The 17,752-nt window shown below is 62.7% G+C and carries 13 protein-coding genes; 4 read left to right on the forward strand and 9 right to left on the reverse strand.

The annotated features are described in order from the left end of the window. Window positions 1-75: 75 nt before the first annotated feature. The 6 genes from V0U79_RS06175 to V0U79_RS06200 form a co-directional block, all read right to left on the reverse strand. On the reverse strand, window positions 76-1,923 hold the full coding sequence (locus tag V0U79_RS06175) for a tetratricopeptide repeat protein (protein ID WP_330198605.1): 1,848 nt from the start codon (window positions 1,921-1,923) through the stop codon (window positions 76-78). Continuing rightward, complete coding sequence (locus V0U79_RS06180) at window positions 1,920-3,773, reverse strand: tetratricopeptide repeat protein (protein ID WP_330198606.1); 1,854 nt, start codon at window positions 3,771-3,773, stop codon at window positions 1,920-1,922. Before V0U79_RS06180 ends, V0U79_RS06175 begins: the two co-directional genes overlap by 4 nt. Before the next feature lie 9 nt (window positions 3,774-3,782). Continuing rightward, window positions 3,783-5,603, reverse strand: coding sequence for a tetratricopeptide repeat protein (locus V0U79_RS06185; RefSeq protein ID WP_330198607.1), 1,821 nt, complete (start codon window positions 5,601-5,603; stop codon window positions 3,783-3,785). Next, window positions 5,600-7,441, reverse strand: a complete 1,842-nt coding sequence (locus V0U79_RS06190; RefSeq protein ID WP_330198608.1) for a hypothetical protein — start codon at window positions 7,439-7,441, stop codon at window positions 5,600-5,602. The genes V0U79_RS06185 and V0U79_RS06190 overlap by 4 nt, the downstream gene beginning before the upstream one ends. Window positions 7,442-7,516: 75 nt before the next feature. Then, complete coding sequence (locus tag V0U79_RS06195; protein ID WP_330198609.1) at window positions 7,517-8,755, reverse strand: M1 family aminopeptidase; 1,239 nt, start codon at window positions 8,753-8,755, stop codon at window positions 7,517-7,519. A gap of 72 nt (window positions 8,756-8,827) precedes the next feature. After that, on the reverse strand, window positions 8,828-10,591 hold the full coding sequence (locus V0U79_RS06200; RefSeq protein WP_330198610.1) for an ABC transporter ATP-binding protein: 1,764 nt from the start codon (window positions 10,589-10,591) through the stop codon (window positions 8,828-8,830). A gap of 309 nt (window positions 10,592-10,900) precedes the next feature. On the opposite strand from V0U79_RS06200, the gene thiD reads away from it, so the two are divergent. Further along, window positions 10,901-11,701 (forward strand): bifunctional hydroxymethylpyrimidine kinase/phosphomethylpyrimidine kinase, encoded by an 801-nt coding sequence (gene thiD, locus V0U79_RS06205; RefSeq protein ID WP_330198611.1) that lies wholly within the window; start codon window positions 10,901-10,903, stop codon window positions 11,699-11,701. On the opposite strand, the gene V0U79_RS06210 is transcribed toward thiD, so the two are convergent. Further along, window positions 11,691-12,578, reverse strand: coding sequence for a DMT family transporter (locus tag V0U79_RS06210; protein ID WP_330198612.1), 888 nt, complete (start codon window positions 12,576-12,578; stop codon window positions 11,691-11,693). The genes thiD and V0U79_RS06210 overlap by 11 nt on opposite strands. After that, window positions 12,575-13,714 (reverse strand): aminotransferase class V-fold PLP-dependent enzyme, encoded by a 1,140-nt coding sequence (locus tag V0U79_RS06215; RefSeq protein ID WP_330198613.1) that lies wholly within the window; start codon window positions 13,712-13,714, stop codon window positions 12,575-12,577. The genes V0U79_RS06210 and V0U79_RS06215 overlap by 4 nt, the downstream gene beginning before the upstream one ends. 125 nt (window positions 13,715-13,839) lie before the next feature. On the opposite strand from V0U79_RS06215, the gene V0U79_RS06220 reads away from it, so the two are divergent. Together V0U79_RS06220 and V0U79_RS06225 are read left to right on the forward strand one after the other, a co-directional pair. Then, window positions 13,840-15,009: a phosphoserine transaminase gene (locus V0U79_RS06220; RefSeq protein WP_330198614.1), complete on the forward strand. Its 1,170-nt coding sequence runs from the start codon at window positions 13,840-13,842 to the stop codon at window positions 15,007-15,009. 75 nt (window positions 15,010-15,084) lie between these two features. Further along, window positions 15,085-15,663 (forward strand): hypothetical protein, encoded by a 579-nt coding sequence (locus V0U79_RS06225; RefSeq protein WP_330198615.1) that lies wholly within the window; start codon window positions 15,085-15,087, stop codon window positions 15,661-15,663. 103 nt (window positions 15,664-15,766) lie between these two features. Here the strand turns inward: V0U79_RS06225 and V0U79_RS06230 are convergent, their stop codons facing one another. Then, window positions 15,767-16,315 (reverse strand): hypothetical protein, encoded by a 549-nt coding sequence (locus V0U79_RS06230; protein WP_330198616.1) that lies wholly within the window; start codon window positions 16,313-16,315, stop codon window positions 15,767-15,769. Window positions 16,316-16,427: 112 nt separating this feature from the next. Here V0U79_RS06230 and V0U79_RS06235 point away from each other — a divergent pair, with 112 nt between their 5' ends. Next, on the forward strand, window positions 16,428-17,717 hold the full coding sequence (locus tag V0U79_RS06235) for an adenylosuccinate synthase (protein ID WP_330198617.1): 1,290 nt from the start codon (window positions 16,428-16,430) through the stop codon (window positions 17,715-17,717). The last annotated feature ends 35 nt before the right edge of the window (window positions 17,718-17,752 follow it).

Genomic DNA, 17,752 nt, shown 5'->3' on the forward strand with positions numbered 1-17,752 from the left:
CTCCCCATGGGGGACGCTAGCAGGGGTCACAAAAATTACAAAAGGGAAAGATTGGAGATCTTTACCTGGGATCGGTCAGCGCTGAGTCCCGTCCGGCCAATTGCATTCGAAATCCCGGTCGCCGGCCGGGCGGCAATGTGGCGGAAAGCCCGCCTCATACCAGTAATCGACAATGCCGCGTCGCTGCAGCATGGCGCGTGCAGCGTCCGAATTCGCCAGCCCCGGATAGCCCGGCAGCCAGTACCAGCCATTCGAGCCGTCGACCGGAATCCGGTCATAGGCCCGGAAGGCGAGGAAATAGGTGGTGGCGATATAGGCGTCATAATCCGGGTCCCAGCCGGAATCGGCCAGCCGTCGCCGGAACTGTTCAAGCGCGGCTTCACGGTCGTAATCCTCGTCGCTCAGCGCGCGCTGGATTTCCGGCACGATCCAGCGGACATCCAGCGGAATGGTGTCGGCGGTCTCGCGGATCATGAAAGCCAGCAGCAGCGGGTCGTCCCGCCGGGCCAGCAATCCCAGGAAGTCGGGATAGGATTCGACATGCGCCGTACCCATCGCCGGCACAAGGGCGCTGAGCGCATCATCGGGGTCACCGATCAGAAGGATCGTGCCTGCGCGATTGTAAAGACAAACGCCATAGAGGGGTTCGGCGGCCACGCAGGCATCGAAATCGGCCAGTGCCTGCTCGAAGAAGCCGAGATCACGCAAGATCTGTCCACGCCATAACCGGGCGGTCGGATTGTCGGGCTCAATCTCCAGCGCCCGGTTGTAATTGGCCAGAATCCCGCCCCAGTCGCGCGATTGACTGGTCGCTGCGGCCTGCGCGATCGCGGTATAGCCCATTGCATTATTGGGCTGGAGCTCAAGTGCCCGGTTTCCGGCCGCCAAGGCCAGTTCGAAATAATCCCGGTCGGCAAACGCCCAGCCCGGCGCAACACCATAGGCCGCGCCCAGCAATGCCCAGGCCTGGGCAAATTGCGGGTCCAGCTCGACCGCCTGCTCCAGCGCTTCGATCGACAGGGGCAGATTGGTGTAATTCCGGTTCAGGAAGAATTCCCGCCCGCGAAGATAGGCGCCATAGGCATCGACATCACTCGTCGCGCGTTCGGCGGTCGGTGCGGCGATCTCCACGCCCATCTGCTCGGCCAGTGCACGGCTGATCGCAGCAGCGATATCATCCTGGACGGCAAACAGGTTTTCTGCGTTCAGCTCGCGGTCGAACGTATCCGACCAGAGGTGCTGGTCGGTTTCGGCATCAATCAGCTGGGCGGTAATCCGGATCGTGCTGCCGGACGTTCGGATCGAGCCTTCCAGCACATGACGCACGCCCAGCGCCGCGGCGATATCCGGAATAGACAGATTGCTGTCGCTGCGGAACATGAAGGCGGAGGTCCGCGAAGTCACATCCAGCGCTTCGATCTGGGCCAGCACGTTGAGGATTTCCTCGGAGATGCCATCAGCGAAATAGGTCTGGTCTCCACCAGCGGACAAATCGGCAAAGGGCAGGACCGCGATCGTGTTCGCCTCGGCGGCAGCGGAAGCTGCGGGCAGGGTTCCGGCCATCGGGACGGTTTCCGGCCGCGTCGTCTGCTGCCAGACAATGGCGGCAATGAGAAGGACAATCCCGGCTCCGATGGCATAATCCAGCTTCTGGCCGGTCTGACCGGAAATACTCTCGCTGGCATCGACCGCAGCGGTCAGTTTTACGCCCTCGGGGGTCACCTCGAACGCCCAGGCGAGGATCAGCGCGATCGGGAAGGCGATACCGAGGAGGACGATCACCAGCGTATCGGTCCACACCGGCAAGCCCAGCGGTTCGGCAATCACGGCAATGACCTGCAGGATCAGCCAGCCCACCACCAGATAGGCCACGGCCACGCGGAAAACATTCCGCCGGCGAAGTTCGGCAAGGAAATGGTTCATCCGTCTGCCTCCGCGTCATACCAACCGCATTCGAAATCATCCTCGCCCACGGGCTGGCATTGCGGCGGGAAACCATGCTCGCGCCAGAAATCGGGAAGGCCGGCGGCCTCTATGGCCCCGTGGCGCGCCTCAGCAAAACCTTCACTCATCTCGGGCCGGAACCGGTTAGGCTGGAACGGGTTCCACCGGAGATCGAAACTCTGGACCGGGAACGTCGTTTCGTCGAACTCGAAGGTCGGTGCCCGATAGCCCTCCAGCGACCCGTTCTCGCGGAAATAGGCGGCCCGCAGCATCCGCTCCAGCTCGGCATTGGTGGTGCTGAAATCGCCGTTAAAATGGTAATTCGCCTCAAGATATTCTAGGTTCCCGCGGCTTTCCGAGAGGTAGGCCAGGTAATAGAGCGCGGTCGCGTTGTCTCTTACAGCAAAATACACCGGCACCATGATCTGCATGTAGGATTTCTGACCTGTCAGGATGCTGGCTTCAAAGAGCTCGATGGCCACGTCCGTATTGCCCCGGTAGAGCTCGGCAAAGGCGAGGAAACGGCGGCAGATCTCGTAGTCCGGGTCGCGGTCCAGGCAAGCCTCGAAATCGGTGACCGCCCGATCGAAGAAACCGGCGTCCAGCCAGGTCGAGCCCCGGAAATACCACGCATTGGCACTCGTAGGGTCGCGCTCGATGGCTGCATTGGACTGGTTGAGTGCTTCCGTCCACTCGAGGCGCCGGCGGGCCACGTTGCTGCGAACCGAATAGGGCAGGCTAAGATTGGCATCCAGAGCGGTAGCGCGGTCAGCGGCCACAAGCGCCAGCGCATCGAAATCCCGATTGGCCTCGCCGCCACCAATCCAGCTGTCGGCAATGCCATAGATGGCGGCCAATCCGGCCCATCCGCGGGCAAAGTCCGGGTCGGCGTCAACGGCCTGTTCGAAATAGGCGATTCCGTCAGGAATATTGTCGAAACTCCGCCGATGAAAGATCGCCTGACCGCGCAGATAGAGCTCGTAGGCATCGAGATTTTCCGTGTCGGTACTGACTGACACTTCAGGCGGGTCCATGCCGAGGGTTTCGCTGAGCGCATGCACGATCTCGGTCGCAATCTCGTCCTGGATGGCGAAGATGTTTTCGGCTGAGAGGGGACGGTCAAACGTGTCCGACCAGAGATGCTGGTCGGTTTCTGAATCGATCAGCTGCGCAGTAATCCGAAGGGTACTGCCCGCCTTGCGCACCGAGCCTTCGAGAATGTGCCGGACATTCAGCTCCTGTGCGATGGCCGGAATGCCGAACTCGTCGCCGCGGAACTGGAAGGCCGAGGTTCGCGAAGCGACATGCAGCCCGTTGACCCGCGTCAGAACGTTCAGGATTTCCTCGGCGATGCCGTCGCCGAAATAGGCCTGGTCGCCCTCTGGCGAGAGATCGACGAAAGGCAGCACGGCAATGGAGGCGTCCAGAACCGGCATGCTTGATCCGGCATTCGCCTCTGCCAGCAAGCCGTCCGGCCCGGCCGCGCTGTCCCGCGTCGCGATCTGGAAACCGGCCACACCCAGCACGATGACCAGCAATCCGATCAACACGAAATCCGTGGTCCCGAGCGGCCGGAAACCGGTTTTCTCGTCCGCTGCCGACGTCTTTTTCAGGCCTTCGGGTGTCAGCTCGAACGCCCAGGCGATGAAGAGGACGATGGGAAAGCCGGTGATCAGCAAGACAAGCGCGAATCCGTCGGTCCATGACGGCAGACCCGCCGAGGTCTCGATCGCTCCCACGACCTGCAACACCAGCCAGCCGACCACCAGATAGGCGGCGGCGACGCGGAATACATTCCGCCGACGAAGCTCTGCGAGAAGGTCAGTCATGCCGTGTCCTCAATCGCATTCGAAATCGTCCTCGCCGACGGGGCGGCACTGCGGGGGAAACCCCCGGGTCTGCCACAGATCCAGAACGCCCGTATTGCGGATCTCGTTGTGGAAGGATTCACTGTCCCTGGCCCGCGCAAATTCCGGCTGCCATAAATTGACCGTCGCCAGTAGCGGTTCGCCGCGATGCAAGATCGGGATCAAAAGCGCCTGCAGAAGATTATCGTCAGCTGTTCCGACGGTCTCGGCATGTTGCCAGGCATGTGCGCCCAGTGCCGTGTGATCGGCCTCCGGGTTCATGAACGCATCGTAGATGTCTCCGACCCGGGGATATTGCGGCAGGACCGCTGGCTGATTGACCGCAAACTTGAAGGCGACTTCCTCGCCGAGGTCAGCAAGCAGCCGGAAATTCGTCCAGCTCGTTGTCATCACGCCGTGATTGATCGAGTAGAGATAGGCCTCCCTTGCCTCCTCGATGCGGCCCATGGCGGTCAGCGTGTCGAAGACATTCTCGGCACAGGGCGCATATCTCGGCTCGAAGGTAACGCATTGCCGGAAATCGGCGAGGGCGTCTTCAAGATAGCCCAGCCGCAAATAGGTGATGCCGCGCCAGTTCAGGGCCGAGCCGTCACGGGGATTGATCGTCAGCGCCCGGTCGAACTCTGCCAGGATTTCCGAAAAATCCGCTTCTGCATGTCCCTGGAATGTGAAGTTTGTCAGAGCCTGGGCGCGCACCGCGATGGCGGTGGCGTTGTCCGGGTCGATCGCCAGCGCTTCGTCGGCCAATTGCCGCGTCTGCTCAAACATTTCTTCGGGGGTCCCGGCCGGATAACCGTATTCGATCAAAAGCAGGCTGACCCCGGATCGGATGGCCATGGCCTGGGCGAAATCCGGATCCTGCGCGATGGCCCTGTCCAGCAATTCGGTCACGCGGTCCAGCTGGATCCGGCTCTGATAAAGCGCTCGCGCTTCCACAAAGAGGTCATAGGCACCCACATCGTCGGTCAACGCCTCGGCTTCCACGTGCTCCGGCGCCACGCCCAGAATATTGCTCAGCTCGACGACGATGGCATTGGCGATCTCATCCTGTATGGCAAAGACATTCTCTGCCGTCAGCGGGCGATCATAGGTTTCCGACCAGAGATGCGTGTCGGTCTGGGCATCGATCAGCTGGGCGGTGATACGGAACGTGTTGCCGGAACGCCGGACCGACCCTTCCAGAACGTGGCGGACATTCAGCTCCTCGGCGATCTCGGGAATACCCAGATCCTGGCCCTTGAACTGGAAAGCCGACGTGCGCGACGTGACATCCAGCGCATCGACGCGGACCAGGACATTCAGGATTTCCTCGGAAATCCCGTCTGAGAAATATTCCTGGTCGCCCAGCGGGGACAGATCCGCGAAAGGCAGGACTGCGATCGAGTTACGGTTTGGAGCCGGTGCGGTTTCTGCTTCAGCGACCGGGCCGGGTTGGACCGGTGTCGGCGACTCGCTCGCGACAAAAGCCTGCATGCTGGCAATGACAACGACAACCGCGACCGCCGCCATCAGCACATAGTCGCTGGGGCCCAGCGGACGGAACTGGCCGTCACCGGCACCGTCCGCCGTTTTCTTCAACCCCTCCGGCGTCAGTTCGAACGCCCAGGCGATGAAAATCACCACGGGGAAACCGGCGATCAGGATGATCAGGGCGAGGCTGTCTGCCCATCCGGGCAGGCCGGCGGCGCCGCCAATCGTGGCCACCACCTGCATGACGATCCAGCCCGCCACCAGATAGGCAGCCGCAACCCGGAAGACCTGACGGCGGCGAAGCTCTGCGAGCAAATTCATTCAGCGGCCTCGAACCGGCATTCGAAATCATCTTCACCGACGGCCCGGCATTGCGTCGGGAAGCCGTGCGCCTGCCATAATTCCAACAGGCCGTCGCGCCGCACCTGTTCGCGCCAGATTGGATCGGACAGGACGTCGGAGTCGATGATGTAAAAGGTGTTCAGATCCAGACGGTTGGGGTCTTCCCAGGTCTCCTGCATGCCTTCGAGCATGACCTCGGTGTCATTGAGGATCAGCCCGGCTTCTGCTTTCGCAAATCCCTCCAGCTCGGGCAAAATGGCGCGGATGGCGAGGGGCCCCTGTGCCCAGGCCTCTACCAGCAGCAAGCGCTGGCGCAGCCAGGGGCGGTCGGGATCCAGGCTCTGCGCTGCCTCAGCCAGCAAGGCCGCTGCCTCCGCCTGCCGGCCCTCTTGCGCATATTGATAGAAGGCATTGTTGATCGGAAATATCAGGGTCGGTGAGAGTTCCATTGCGGCCAGGAATTGTTCCAGGTCGGCCTCCGGATCCACATCGGGTAGATAACTGTAAGCCCAGCCCAGCGTGTTGCGATAGATCGCCACCATCGGGTCGATATCGACCGCGTGCTCGGAGAGATCGCGGGCGCGCTCCGCATAGCCCCAATCCGCAAAATATTGGGCGACGATATCCAGAACGGCCGGGTCGTTGGGCGATAATTCCAGCGCCCGCTCGAATGACGCCATGGCGTCAATGTGATTGAACGCTTCGGCCTGGAAAGTGCCGAGCCGGGCCCAGGCTTCACCCTGGGAGGCATCCAGCTCGATGGCACGCTCGGCCACTGCGCGGCCGGCGCGATCCAGCTCTGAGATCTGTTGTGGACTGAGCGTGAAATAGGCATTCCAGACACCCAGCACGCTGGACAGTGCCGTCCATGCCGGCGCGTAGTCGGGGTCGCGGGCCAGCGTCTCCGTCAACAGCATTCGGGCCCGGTCGAGGTTTTCCTGGCCTCGGTCGAAGTAAAGCTGCCGCGCCTGCAGATAGGCATCGTAGGCGGCAATATTGTCGGTTCGGTTGACGCGCAAGCTGTCAGCTTCCAGGCCCAGCGAGACCGCCAGCTGTTCAGAAACCGCAGAGGCAATCTCGTCCTGAATATCGAAAATATCCGCAAGCTCGCGGTCATAGGTTTCCGACCAGAGGTGGAAGCCGTCTTCGGACCGGATCAGCTGAGCGGTGATGCGCAGACGCGTCCCACTCCGCCTCACACTGCCTTCCAGCACATGTGAGACGTCCAGCGCCTCGCCGATCACCCGCAAGTCCTGGTCCTGCCCGCGGAAGGCGAAACTGGAGGTCCGCCCCGCTACCTGCAGGTCCGGAATTCGCACCAGCACATTGAGGATTTCCTCGGAAATGCCGTCGGCGAAGTAGGCCTGGTCGCCTTCCGCGCTCATGTCGACGAACGGCAGAACGGCCACCGACAGTAATCCGTTGGCCTCGTTCGCTGTCGGCCTGTCGGCGGCGGTCTCGGCCGGGCCGGACGGCGCCAGCTGTTGCCACATGATGGCAGCGATCAACAGCACAATGCCCGCGCCAATGGCATAGTCGAGCCGCTGACCGGTCTTGCCGGAAATACTCTCGCCTTCGGGAACGGCAGCCGTGAGCTTCACGCCCTCGGGCGTCACTTCGAACGCCCAGGCCAGGATCAGCGCAATCGGAAAGGCGATGCCCAGGAGGACAATCACCAGCGTGTCGGTCCAGCCCGGCAGTCCCAGCGGTTCCGCGATCACGGCAATGACCTGCAGGATCAGCCAGCCGACCACCAGATAGGCCACGGCCACGCGGAAAACATTCCGCCGACGTAACTCTGAGAGTATGGAATTCATTCCCGGTTCTTCCCCTGCAACGCGTCTAGCACACGTCGCAGGAGAAAACGAATGCTGTTTTAAACGGTTTAGAACCTAGCGGTCCGTGCGCGCCAGTTCCGCGGCAAACCAGTCCCGCGCCTCGCGGCCTTCCAGCGTTTCCAGGGTGTCCAGAAGGTCGGGCGTCGTATCGATTCCCTCTACCATGTAACGGGTCATGAAAGCCGCAAAAGCCGGCCGGCCGAGATAGGTCTCCAGATGCCAGAGCGCGACCGGCCCGGCCCGGTAGCTGACCAGATCAGGACCGCGCTCCGTGGCACCTTCCACCCAGACGGGCGGCAAATCCCGGCCCTGCACCTGGCCGAGATAGCGCTGCATCCGTGCCAGAAAGGCGTCCTCGCCGAAGCGTTCGCGTAACGCCATATTGCCGGCATATTCGGCGAAGCTTTCATTCAGCCAGTTCTCGACCGTCATGAAATCCGCACCAAAGCTCCAATGGTGTGACAACTCATGGCAGACGAATTGAGTCATCGGTCCGGCTTCGGTTTCGGAGATATCGGTCAGGGTGATGTAGCTGCGCCGGTTATACGCACTGCCCGCCCTCTCATGGATCACCAGATGCGCCTGCGGCAGCGGATCTTCCGCGCCGTAAAGCCCGTTCAGATAATCAAAACAGAAGGCTGCCGCCGCGTTGAGTTCGGTAAGACCCGCATCTGTTTCGCGCAGATCATAGAGGGTGTAGCCCTCCTCGGCGCGGATCCGGAAATCCGGAGCCATGGTGAAGGCAATATCCAGCGACGGCTCGCGGTTCACGATCCGTGCGCCGGTTGGCAATTGAGTCACCTGGCCATTGGCAACAGCCGGCCAGGGTGCGCCGACATCCACCCTCAGGTCAGCCGTCAGAAACCCCCGGAAAGAAGCCTCCACCGGCAGCCAGAAACTGTCGATCGTCAATTCGACCCGTTCCGGCGAGACGGCGTTGATGTCATTGGTCAGCATGTCCATCGGCAGGCCGCCATCATAGCTGAGGGTGATTTCGCGGGCATCGCCGGCCAGCGCAATGACCACGGCCTGGAATGGGCCCTGCTGCGCCAGCTGGAATCCGGTGGAATCGCCACCGACCGCGATGTTTCCGAACGTGGGCGCCAGCAGGAAGGTGACGCTATCCGGCGCCTCGCCGAGCAGGCCGATGCGCCATTCCGCGCCGACTTCTCCGGCTTCCGTATCGACCGTCAGCTGGCCCTCATAGTGATAGACGGGTGTGTCGAATTGCGCGCTGGCAGTGGCGAGGGCGGAGCCCGCAATCCAGAGCAAGATTATTCCGGCAAAGCGCATGGTTTTCTCCCCTTGTTGGAAGAATGATGCGCGAGCCGCCGGGATCGGATGCGAATCCGGTCCCGGCGTTGATTACGCTGCGGCCAGAGCGGCCAGCCGCGCATACAGCCCGTCGCCTTGTGCGGCCAGCTCGTCATGCGTGCCCTGTTCGACGATCCTGCCCTGATCGAAGACCAGGATGCGGTCAGCATTCCGGATCGTCGACAGGCGGTGGGCGATGACGATGGTCGTCCGGCCTTTCGTCGCACTTTCCAGCGCTGCCTGGACGTCCCGCTCCGTCTCGTTGTCGAGGCTGGAAGTGGCTTCGTCAAAGATCAGGACCGGAGTGTCCGCCAGGATGGCCCGTGCAATGGCGACCCGCTGACGTTCACCGCCGGACAGCTTCACCCCGCGCTCGCCGACCAGCGTGTCATAGCCCTGCGGCAGACGCGCGATGAAATCATGCGCATTGGCCCGCCGGGCGGCCGCCTCGATGGCCTCGCGAGAGGCGCCGGGCTGACCATAGGCAATGTTCTCCGCAATCGAGCGGTGGAACAGGGCCGGGTCCTGCGGCACCAGGGCGATCGCCTGGCGCAGGCTGGCCTGTGCCACGTCGCGGACATCCTGCCCGTCGAGCCGCACCGCGCCGTCCTGTACGTCATAGAGACGCTGGACCAGCTTCACGAAGGTCGACTTGCCCGATCCGGTGGGGCCCACAAGGGCGACCTGCTCGCCCGGCGCGATGCGCAGCGAGAAATCGTCATAGAGGCGACCGGCCTGGTTTTCATAGGCAAACCCGACATGGTCGAAGACGATCTCGCCGTCACCCGGCCGGAAATCCGGCGCGCCATCGGCATCGGCGATTTGCGCCTCCAGCTCGTCATAGCCGGCAATGTCCTGGATCTCGTCGAGACCGCGCTGGACATTCTGCACCTCTTCACCGAAGCGGCGCATATAGCCGGCCATCATCAGGAAGGCCGTGATTGCAAAGACGACATCACCCGGACTGGCACGATCGGCCAGCCACATATTGACCAGCAGACCGGTCAGCCCGGCCTGCAGGCTCAATATGGCGATGATCTGGATCAGCCAGGTGTTGACGAAGCGCAGCCAGGTCTTCTTGGTCTCCGCCCGCCAGCGCCAGGCGAGCGAGGAAAACCGGTCATCTTCCCGCGTCTCGGCACCGAAGCTCTTCACCGTGGCGATGCCGCCAATCGTATCGGCGACGGCGCCGCCCAGCTCGGAATCCACCGCATTCGAGCGGATGTTCTGCGGGCGGATATAGCTGTTGGCGGCCCACACCGTTGCCGCAACAAACAACGTCGTGACCGTCAGCGAGAAGGCGCCGACCACCCACCACTGGGTCATCATGTAGATGCCGAGCCCGTACATGACGGCTATCGAGGGGATCAGGCCGAACCAGGTCGTCGCAGTGATGGTGTCATAGGCCCACATGCCGCGTGTCACCTTGCGCACGACCGAGCCGGCAAAGGTGTTGGCATGCCAGTCCAGCGAGAAGCGCTGGACCTTGGCAAAGGCGTCCGAGACCATCTCCGCCATGTTGGCCGAGGAAAAGCGGATCTCGAACCGCACTGCGATCTGGCGGAAAGTGTTCACCAGAACAGCCAGGCCGATAAACACTGCATAGGCCGGCCAGTGGCCGCCATTTCCGGTGTTCAGCGCGTCGATCAGACTGCCGGCCGCGATAGGGATGAACACGTCCGCAATCGTCGCCAGCAGGGTGAACCCCACCAACGCGGCGAAAAACAGCGGCCGCCGCCGCCACTGCCGGAACAGGAAGCGCACAACGGAAAGATTGGACAAAACGCTCGGAGCGTTGGAACGGGTCTGGGTCATCGGACTTACGGACAGTTTTCGTCCGCCTCATGGGGATTCACATTATAGAGGAAAATCGGGCCGGATCGCGGAGGTCGCCAGCGGGCCGCCTTGCGAGTCAAGGAGGCTGGGCCGGGATAAAGGCGATCGATCAGCCGCCTCTAAAGTCGAATCTTGTGCATGGGTCCGAAACGCGCTCCTATGAATTCAGGGAGCGGGCTGATACACGCGCAAACCGCACAGGGCCAGACAAATGTCGGGCCGGATATCGCCTTTAGGGCGAATGCGCGGCATCAATGTCACACACAGCGTGTGGTAACCGGGGGCAGAATGACCGAACAGAAGGGCCGCGTTCTGATCATCGCCGGGTCCGACAGCGGAGGCGGCGCCGGCATACAGGCCGACATCAAGACCGTGACCGCACTGGGCGGGTATGCGGCCACCGCGGTGACGGCCATTACGGTTCAGAACACGCTGGGCGTGACCGGCGTCCATCCGATCCCTGATGATACAGTGATCGCGCAGGCAAGGGCCGTACTCGACGATGTCGGGGCGGATGTCATCAAGACCGGCATGCTGGGCAGCGCCGCCCTGGTCGAGGCCGTTGCCGGCCTGTTGAACGAATATCCTGACATTCCCGTGGTCATCGATCCCGTCATGGTCGCCACCTCCGGCGATGCACTGGTGGCGGATGAGGCCGTGGAGGCGATCCGGTCCGAGCTTCTGCCCCTCGCGGCACTCGTTACGCCGAATGCGCCGGAAGCAGAAAAGCTGACAGGGCTGCCGGTCACCAATGCGCAGGAGCAGGCCGAGGCCGGCAAGGCGCTGGTTGCGGCGGGCGCCGCGGCAGCTCTGGTCAAGGGCGGGCATATCGGCTCAGACGTGATCAGCGATGTTCTGGTAACGGCCGACATGACCATGCTGTTCGAAAGCGAGCGGCAGGATACCACCAGCACGCATGGCACGGGTTGCACGCTGGCCTCAGGGATCGCTGCCGGTCTGGCACAGGGTCTGGCCTTGCCCGATGCCGTCGAGCGCGCGGGACGCTATCTCGCCGAAGCCATCCGCCGCGCGCCCGGTTTCGGCGGCGGCCATGGCCCGGTCGACCATGCCTGGGTGATCAGGCGCTAGTGCGCCGCGCCAGCGCGATCCCGGACAGGATCACGACCAGACCCAGATAGGCGTTCCAGCCGATCTGTTCGCCAAAGGCGAGGCCGGTGAACAGGGCCACGATGGGCACCAGATAATTCACAGTCGACATGAAGCCGGCACCCGCCCGCGCGATCAGCCCGACATAAAGCACGGTGGCCAGTGCGGTCGGGACCACGCTCAGCCAGATCATCGCGCCCCAGCCGCCGATTGTGGCCGGCAGATCATTGCTGGCCAGAAGCCAGAGACCGAAGGGCGCGCCAAGAATGGACGAGCAGATCAGCGCGCCCGAAGCCAGCACGACCGGGTCGGTCTTCGGCGTGCGCCGGGTGAGAATGACATTGATCGCGTAGGAAAACGCTGCGCCCAGAACGGCCAGCTGCGCCAGGAAGGTCGGTCCGCCGAGATCGGCCAGCGCGGCCGGGCCGACGAGAATGACCGCGCCGGCAAAACCGATAAGAAAGCCCCCGAGCTTCCAGCGCGTCATCTTTTCATGCGCAAAAAAGTGCGCCAGCGCGGCCGTCGACAGCGGCATCAGAGTCAGGAGGATGCCCGTCAGGGCAGACGAAAGCTGGGTCTGCGCCAGCGGGGTCAGGAAGAAGGGCAAGGCGTTTCCGAAAAAACCCAGCAGGCCGAAACTGATCCATCTTTTGTCCGACAGTGGCGGCAGGCGGTGACCGGTCGCATGGGCATAGGCCGTCACCAGTAACGCTGCGATCGTCAGCCGCGTGAAGGACAGTGCTGCAGGCGGCAGAATGGTCAGGCTCATCTCGATGAAGATGAAGGCCGTCCCCCAGATCGAGGCCAGGAACAGGAGAAGCGCCCAGTCGCGCCAGGTCGGGTGCTGGGCTTCGCTCATCCCAGCTCGGCCTTCATCGCGCGGGCAAAACGATCGATATCGGATTCGTTATTGTAGAGATGCGGCGTCACCCGCAGCCGGTCACCGCGTTGCGAGACGGAAACGCCATAATCGGCCAACCGGGCCGCCAGGTCTTTCGGCGCATGATCCGGCAGGGCGAGGCAGAGATAATGTCCCGCCCGGTCCGGCGTGTTGCAGAACGCTCCGATGGACCGGACCGATTCCTCGATCGCGGATGTCCGTTCGGCCAGCTGTCCGGCGAGTTCATCCATACCCAGCCCGTTCAGCCAGCGCAGCGATTCGGTCGCTGCCGGCACCAGCTGGAAACCCGAGCGCTCGCCCATGTCGAACCGCCGCGCACCGCCCGCATAGCCATCGGCATAATCCACCAGCCGGGCGAAATCCTCGGCACCCTCGCGCACGATCCAGCCTTCTTCCAGCGGCCGCCCGGACTGATGCTCTGGCGCAATGTAGAGATAGCCCATCGTGTAGGGGCCCAGCAGCCATTTGTATCCGGCGGCTACGGCGAAATCCGGACGGATTTCGTCCAGCGCGAAAGGCGAGGTGCCCAGTGATTGCGTCAGGTCCAGCACCAGCCGGCCGCCGGTCTTGTCGAGTTCTGCCCGGATCGCGGGCAGGTCGAGGCGCCCGCCATCGGCCCAGTGCACTTCCGGGATCGCGACAATCGCGGTCTGCGGTCCCAGCCCCTCCATCACGGCCTCGGTCCAGCTCTGATTGGCCGAGCGCGTGACGGTACGGACCTGGCCGCATTCTGCTTCGGCCTTTTCGCGCCAGACATAGACATTGGACGGAAACTGTTCGGCCAGCGTCAGGATTTCCTGTCCGGCCTCGAGCTTCAGATTGGCCGCCGCCGTAGCCAGCCCGTAGCTGGCCGCCGGCACCAGGGCGACATCACCAACCGACGCCGAAAACAGTTTTGCGGCTTGCGCGCGCAAAGCCTCCGGCTGATCGAAGAAATAATCCTGCACGCCCGGCTCCCAGGGCCGCTGGCGCTGGTCATAGGCGGACTTGCCGGCATCCGCCGCGCGCCTCGGCATCGGGCCCATATAGGCGCAGTTGAGATAGGTGATGCCGTCGGGAAAATCGAAAAGGATGCGGAAGTCGGTCTGGGTCATTCGCGTGATTTGGACCGGGGCAGGCTGGTCGTCAATTCACCTCTGCGGCATTGCTGAAACAGTTTGCGAATTGACCGCCGCGCACGGGCGGGGCTAGTCCGGAACAAACGCGCCGGAGCCTGTCCATGACCGAGATCGCCAAGCCACACCTTCGTCCCGCTGATCCGCGCTTTTCCTGCGGTCCGACCAAGAAACATCCCGGCTGGTCGCCGGAAAAGCTGGCCACCGCCCTCGTTGGCCGAAGCCACCGCACACCGGCCGCGGTCCAGCGCATGGTCGAGGCCTATGAACGCACAGCCGCCCTGCTGGAATGCCCGGCGGATTATAAAATCGCCATGGTGCCCGGATCGGATACCGGCGCGATGGAAGCCGCAATGTGGTCGCTGCTCGGGCCGCGCGGCGTGGATGTGTTTGCCTGGGACGCCTTTGGCGGCCGCTGGGCCAAGGATGCGGAAGGCCAGCTGAAGCTGGAGGATCTGCGCACCTTCATCGCCAGCGGCGGCGAGACGCCCGACTTCAGCCAGGCGAAACCGGATCGCGATCTGGTTTTCACCTGGAATGCCACGGCGGCGGGCGCGCGTATTCCGGATACCGACTGGATCAGCGACCAACGCGAAGGCCTGACCATTGTTGACGCCACCTCGGCAGCCTTTGCCATGGAACTCGACTGGTCAAAGATCGATGTCCTGACCTATTCCTGGCAGAAATCGCTGGGCGGCGAGGCCCAGCACGGCATGATCGTGCTCGGCCCGCGCGCCATCCAGCGCCTGGCCGAACACACACCGTCCTGGCCGGTGCCGCGCATTCTCCAGCTGCACAATGCCGACGGCACGGGCGTCATCGAGGAAATCTTCTCCGGCAAGACGCTGAACACGCCCTCGCTTCTGTGCTTCGAGGATTATCTGCTGTCGCTGAAATGGGCAGCGAAGGAGGGCGGACTGCCGGCGCTTCTGGCGCGTGTCGACCGCAATTTCGCGGCGCTGTCGGAATGGGTCGGCAAGACCGGCTGGATCGATTTCCTGTGCACGGACGCGGCCAGGCGCTCGCCGGTCTCGGTGACGCTGAAATTCGTCGAGCCGGAAATCGCCGGACTCGATCAGGACCGGCAATGGCAGCTGACGCGCAAGATGTGCGCCCTTCTCGAGCGCGAGAATGCCGCGCTGGACGTCAATCCACACCCGTCTGCGCCGGCCGGTCTGCGGATCTGGTGCGGGCCGACCATGGAGGCCGACGACATTGCCGCGCTGGGCCCGTGGCTCGACTGGGCCTATCAGAGTGCGAAATCGGAATTCTAGGCTTTGCGCTGACGACCGGCGCACAGTAGGCTTTGCGACATACGCTTCGTTTCAGCGCGATTGAGGGGATGCATCATGAAATCGAGTGTGCTTGCGGTTGCTGCCGCTGTCTTGCTGTCAGGGCCGGTACTGGCCGACGATCATGACTGGGAATTCCGGCTTGGCGTCACCGCGCATGACCTGTCCGACCATGTCGAGGACGGTCCCAACATCACCGTGGGTCTGGTCGGTCCGGAGATCGAGGCCTTCAGCCTGATCTGGACGCCACGCCCCTATCTCTATGGATCGTTCAACACCAACAGCCTGACGAATTTCGGCGGTGCGGGCCTCGAATGGGACTTCCCGCTTTCGGAGAACATCTCCTTCCAGCCGGCCTTTGGCCTGTCCTACAATGATGGTGTGCGAGATATCGACCGCAATGCGCCGCCGAATGATCCCAATCGAATCCGGTTGGCGACGACGCGCTCGCTGATGGGCGAACACATTCTCTTCCACACCACCTTCGCGTTGAACCTGGAAGTTTCCGAGAATGTCACCGTGGCGGCCTATTACGAGCATATCTCGCACGGCCAGATTCTCGGCTCCGGCCGCAACCAGGCGCTGGACAATGCCGGTATCCGCTTCGGCTATCGCTGGGGTGGCGGGCGTTACTAGGCCGGCATCAGTCTTGTCGTCCTGAAATGAAGAGCGCCGCCGATCCGGGGGTGGATCGGCGGCGCAACGCTTTCCGGGAGGACAGACAAAGGGACCGGGAGTCCTACTCCCCGGAAGGCGTGTTCGGATCGTTTTCCTGGCGCACATAGCGGCCGGTAAACCAGTCATTCCAGCGGTCATGTTCCGGATCGTACTGGGTGAAATGCTGGGTCACGCTACCGTCGTCATTCGGTGTCCAGAGCCCGCGGAACGGGAAGCGCGTACCATTCTGGTGGTAGTAGATTTCGCCTTCGAGGAACATCGCACCGTCCTCGTTCAGTCCGCCGGTATAATCGATATAGGCCCCCGAACTCATCCACACCTGCCGCCATTGACCGATCAGCGGGTCGTAGAAATTCATCGAGAAGCCGGACGTGCCGCCGGCACCTGACCAGTGCTCCTCGATCAGGCAGTCACCCTGTGACAGGCGAATCGAATTGTGGCCGGCAAGCTGGCCGTTCGGCGCATAGACATTCCATTCGCCAATCCAGAAATCAAAATCGGAACGATGATCCATGGTCTCACATGATGGTGGGGATGAGGCGTCCTGCGCAGCCGCCGGCAGACCGGTCAAACCGGCCACAAGCAGGCTGGCGGCAACGAGCTGTTTCATGCGTGGTCCCTCTTCCGCGATGAACACTTTCCGAACCCAGACTAGGCTGATAGACCGCGCTTGGCGTCTCACATTCCTGTGAGCCCCTACAATCCGTGTGGAGACTTGAAGAATGGCCAATGTGACCGTGATCGGCGCGCAATGGGGTGATGAAGGCAAGGGCAAGATTGTCGACTGGCTTTCGCACCGCGCAGACGTGGTGGCGCGTTTCCAGGGCGGACATAATGCCGGTCACACGCTGGTGGTTGGCAATACCACTTACAAGCTCTCGCTTTTCCCGTCGGGCGTGGTGCGCGGAAAGCTCTCGGTCATCGGCAATGGCGTTGTCGTGGATCCCTGGGCCTTCCGCGACGAGAAGAAACGCCTGGAAGACCAGGGTGTCGAACTCACCCCCGATCTGGTCAAGGTCTCCGAAACTGCCAGCCTGATCCTGCCGGTCCACCGCGAACTCGACGCCCTGCGCGAGAACCGCGATGACGGCATGGCCATCGGCACCACCCGCCGCGGCATTGGCCCGGCCTATGAAGACAAGGTCGGCCGGCGGTCGATCCGGGTCTGTGACCTGGCGGATCCGGACGGGCTGGAAGCCAAGGTTAAAGACCTGCTCCATCACCATAATTCCATCCGCCGCGGCCTCGGCCAGCCGGAAGCCAGCGCCGCAGATCTGGTCCGCGAGCTGAAAGAGATTGCGCCGGTTATCCTGCCCTATATGGCGCCGGTCTGGCGGGTTCTGGATGAGGCCATCCGCGCCGACCAGAAAGTCCTGTTCGAAGGGGCGCAGGGTGCCATGCTGGATGTTGATCACGGCACCTATCCTTATGTCACCTCGTCCAACACGGTGGCGGGCCAGGCAGCCGCAGGTACGGGCGTTGGCCCGAAAAGCGCCGGATACGGTCTCGGGATCGTCAAGGCCTACACCACGCGTGTCGGCGAAGGCCCGTTCCCGACCGAGCTGAAAGACGAGATTGGCAGAAAACTTGGCGAGCGCGGACATGAATTCGGTGTGGTCACCGGACGCCAGCGCCGTTGCGGCTGGTTTGATGCGGTTCTGGTCCGTCAGGCGGTGACGCTGGGAGGTATCGACGGTGTGGTGCTCACCAAGCTGGATGTGCTGGACGGTTTCGACGAGCTGAAAATATGTGTCGCCTACGAGATTGACGGCGAGCGCTATGACCGCCTGCCGCCGGAACGCGCGCTGCAGGCAAAGGCAAAACCGGTCTATGAGACAATCGAAGGCTGGTCCGATTCCACCTTCGGCGCCCGCGAATGGGGTCAGTTGCCGGCCGCCGCGGTGAAATATGTCCGCCGCGTCGAGGAGCTGATCGGTGTGCCCGTGGCGATGCTGTCGACCAGCCCGGAACGCGAGGATGTCATCCTCGTCACCGACCCGTTCCGGGGCTGAAGCCTTTCTATTCCATGGTCAAGAACCGGCTTCCC

Source organism: Hyphobacterium lacteum, from assembly GCF_036330345.1.
Classification (GTDB): Bacteria; Pseudomonadota; Alphaproteobacteria; order Caulobacterales; family Maricaulaceae; genus Hyphobacterium; species Hyphobacterium lacteum.

Excerpts from the sequence above, each read along its gene's own strand:
- V0U79_RS06175 (WP_330198605.1), bottom strand. The coding sequence starts at position 1,923 with ATGAACCATTTCCTTGCCGAACTTCGCCGGCGGAATGTTTTCCGCGTG.
- V0U79_RS06225 (WP_330198615.1), top strand. The coding sequence starts at position 15,085 with ATGAAATCGAGTGTGCTTGCGGTTGCTGCCGCTGTCTTGCTGTCAGGG.
- V0U79_RS06180 (WP_330198606.1), bottom strand. The coding sequence starts at position 3,773 with ATGACTGACCTTCTCGCAGAGCTTCGTCGGCGGAATGTATTCCGCGTC.
- V0U79_RS06220 (WP_330198614.1), top strand. The coding sequence starts at position 13,840 with ATGACCGAGATCGCCAAGCCACACCTTCGTCCCGCTGATCCGCGCTTT.
- V0U79_RS06185 (WP_330198607.1), bottom strand. The coding sequence starts at position 5,603 with ATGAATTTGCTCGCAGAGCTTCGCCGCCGTCAGGTCTTCCGGGTTGCG.
- V0U79_RS06190 (WP_330198608.1), bottom strand. The coding sequence starts at position 7,441 with ATGAATTCCATACTCTCAGAGTTACGTCGGCGGAATGTTTTCCGCGTG.
- V0U79_RS06235 (WP_330198617.1), top strand. The coding sequence starts at position 16,428 with ATGGCCAATGTGACCGTGATCGGCGCGCAATGGGGTGATGAAGGCAAG.
- V0U79_RS06215 (WP_330198613.1), bottom strand. The coding sequence starts at position 13,714 with ATGACCCAGACCGACTTCCGCATCCTTTTCGATTTTCCCGACGGCATC.
- V0U79_RS06210 (WP_330198612.1), bottom strand. The coding sequence starts at position 12,578 with ATGAGCGAAGCCCAGCACCCGACCTGGCGCGACTGGGCGCTTCTCCTG.
- V0U79_RS06230 (WP_330198616.1), bottom strand. The coding sequence starts at position 16,315 with ATGAAACAGCTCGTTGCCGCCAGCCTGCTTGTGGCCGGTTTGACCGGT.
- V0U79_RS06200 (WP_330198610.1), bottom strand. The coding sequence starts at position 10,591 with ATGACCCAGACCCGTTCCAACGCTCCGAGCGTTTTGTCCAATCTTTCC.
- thiD (WP_330198611.1), top strand. The coding sequence starts at position 10,901 with ATGACCGAACAGAAGGGCCGCGTTCTGATCATCGCCGGGTCCGACAGC.
- V0U79_RS06195 (WP_330198609.1), bottom strand. The coding sequence starts at position 8,755 with ATGCGCTTTGCCGGAATAATCTTGCTCTGGATTGCGGGCTCCGCCCTC.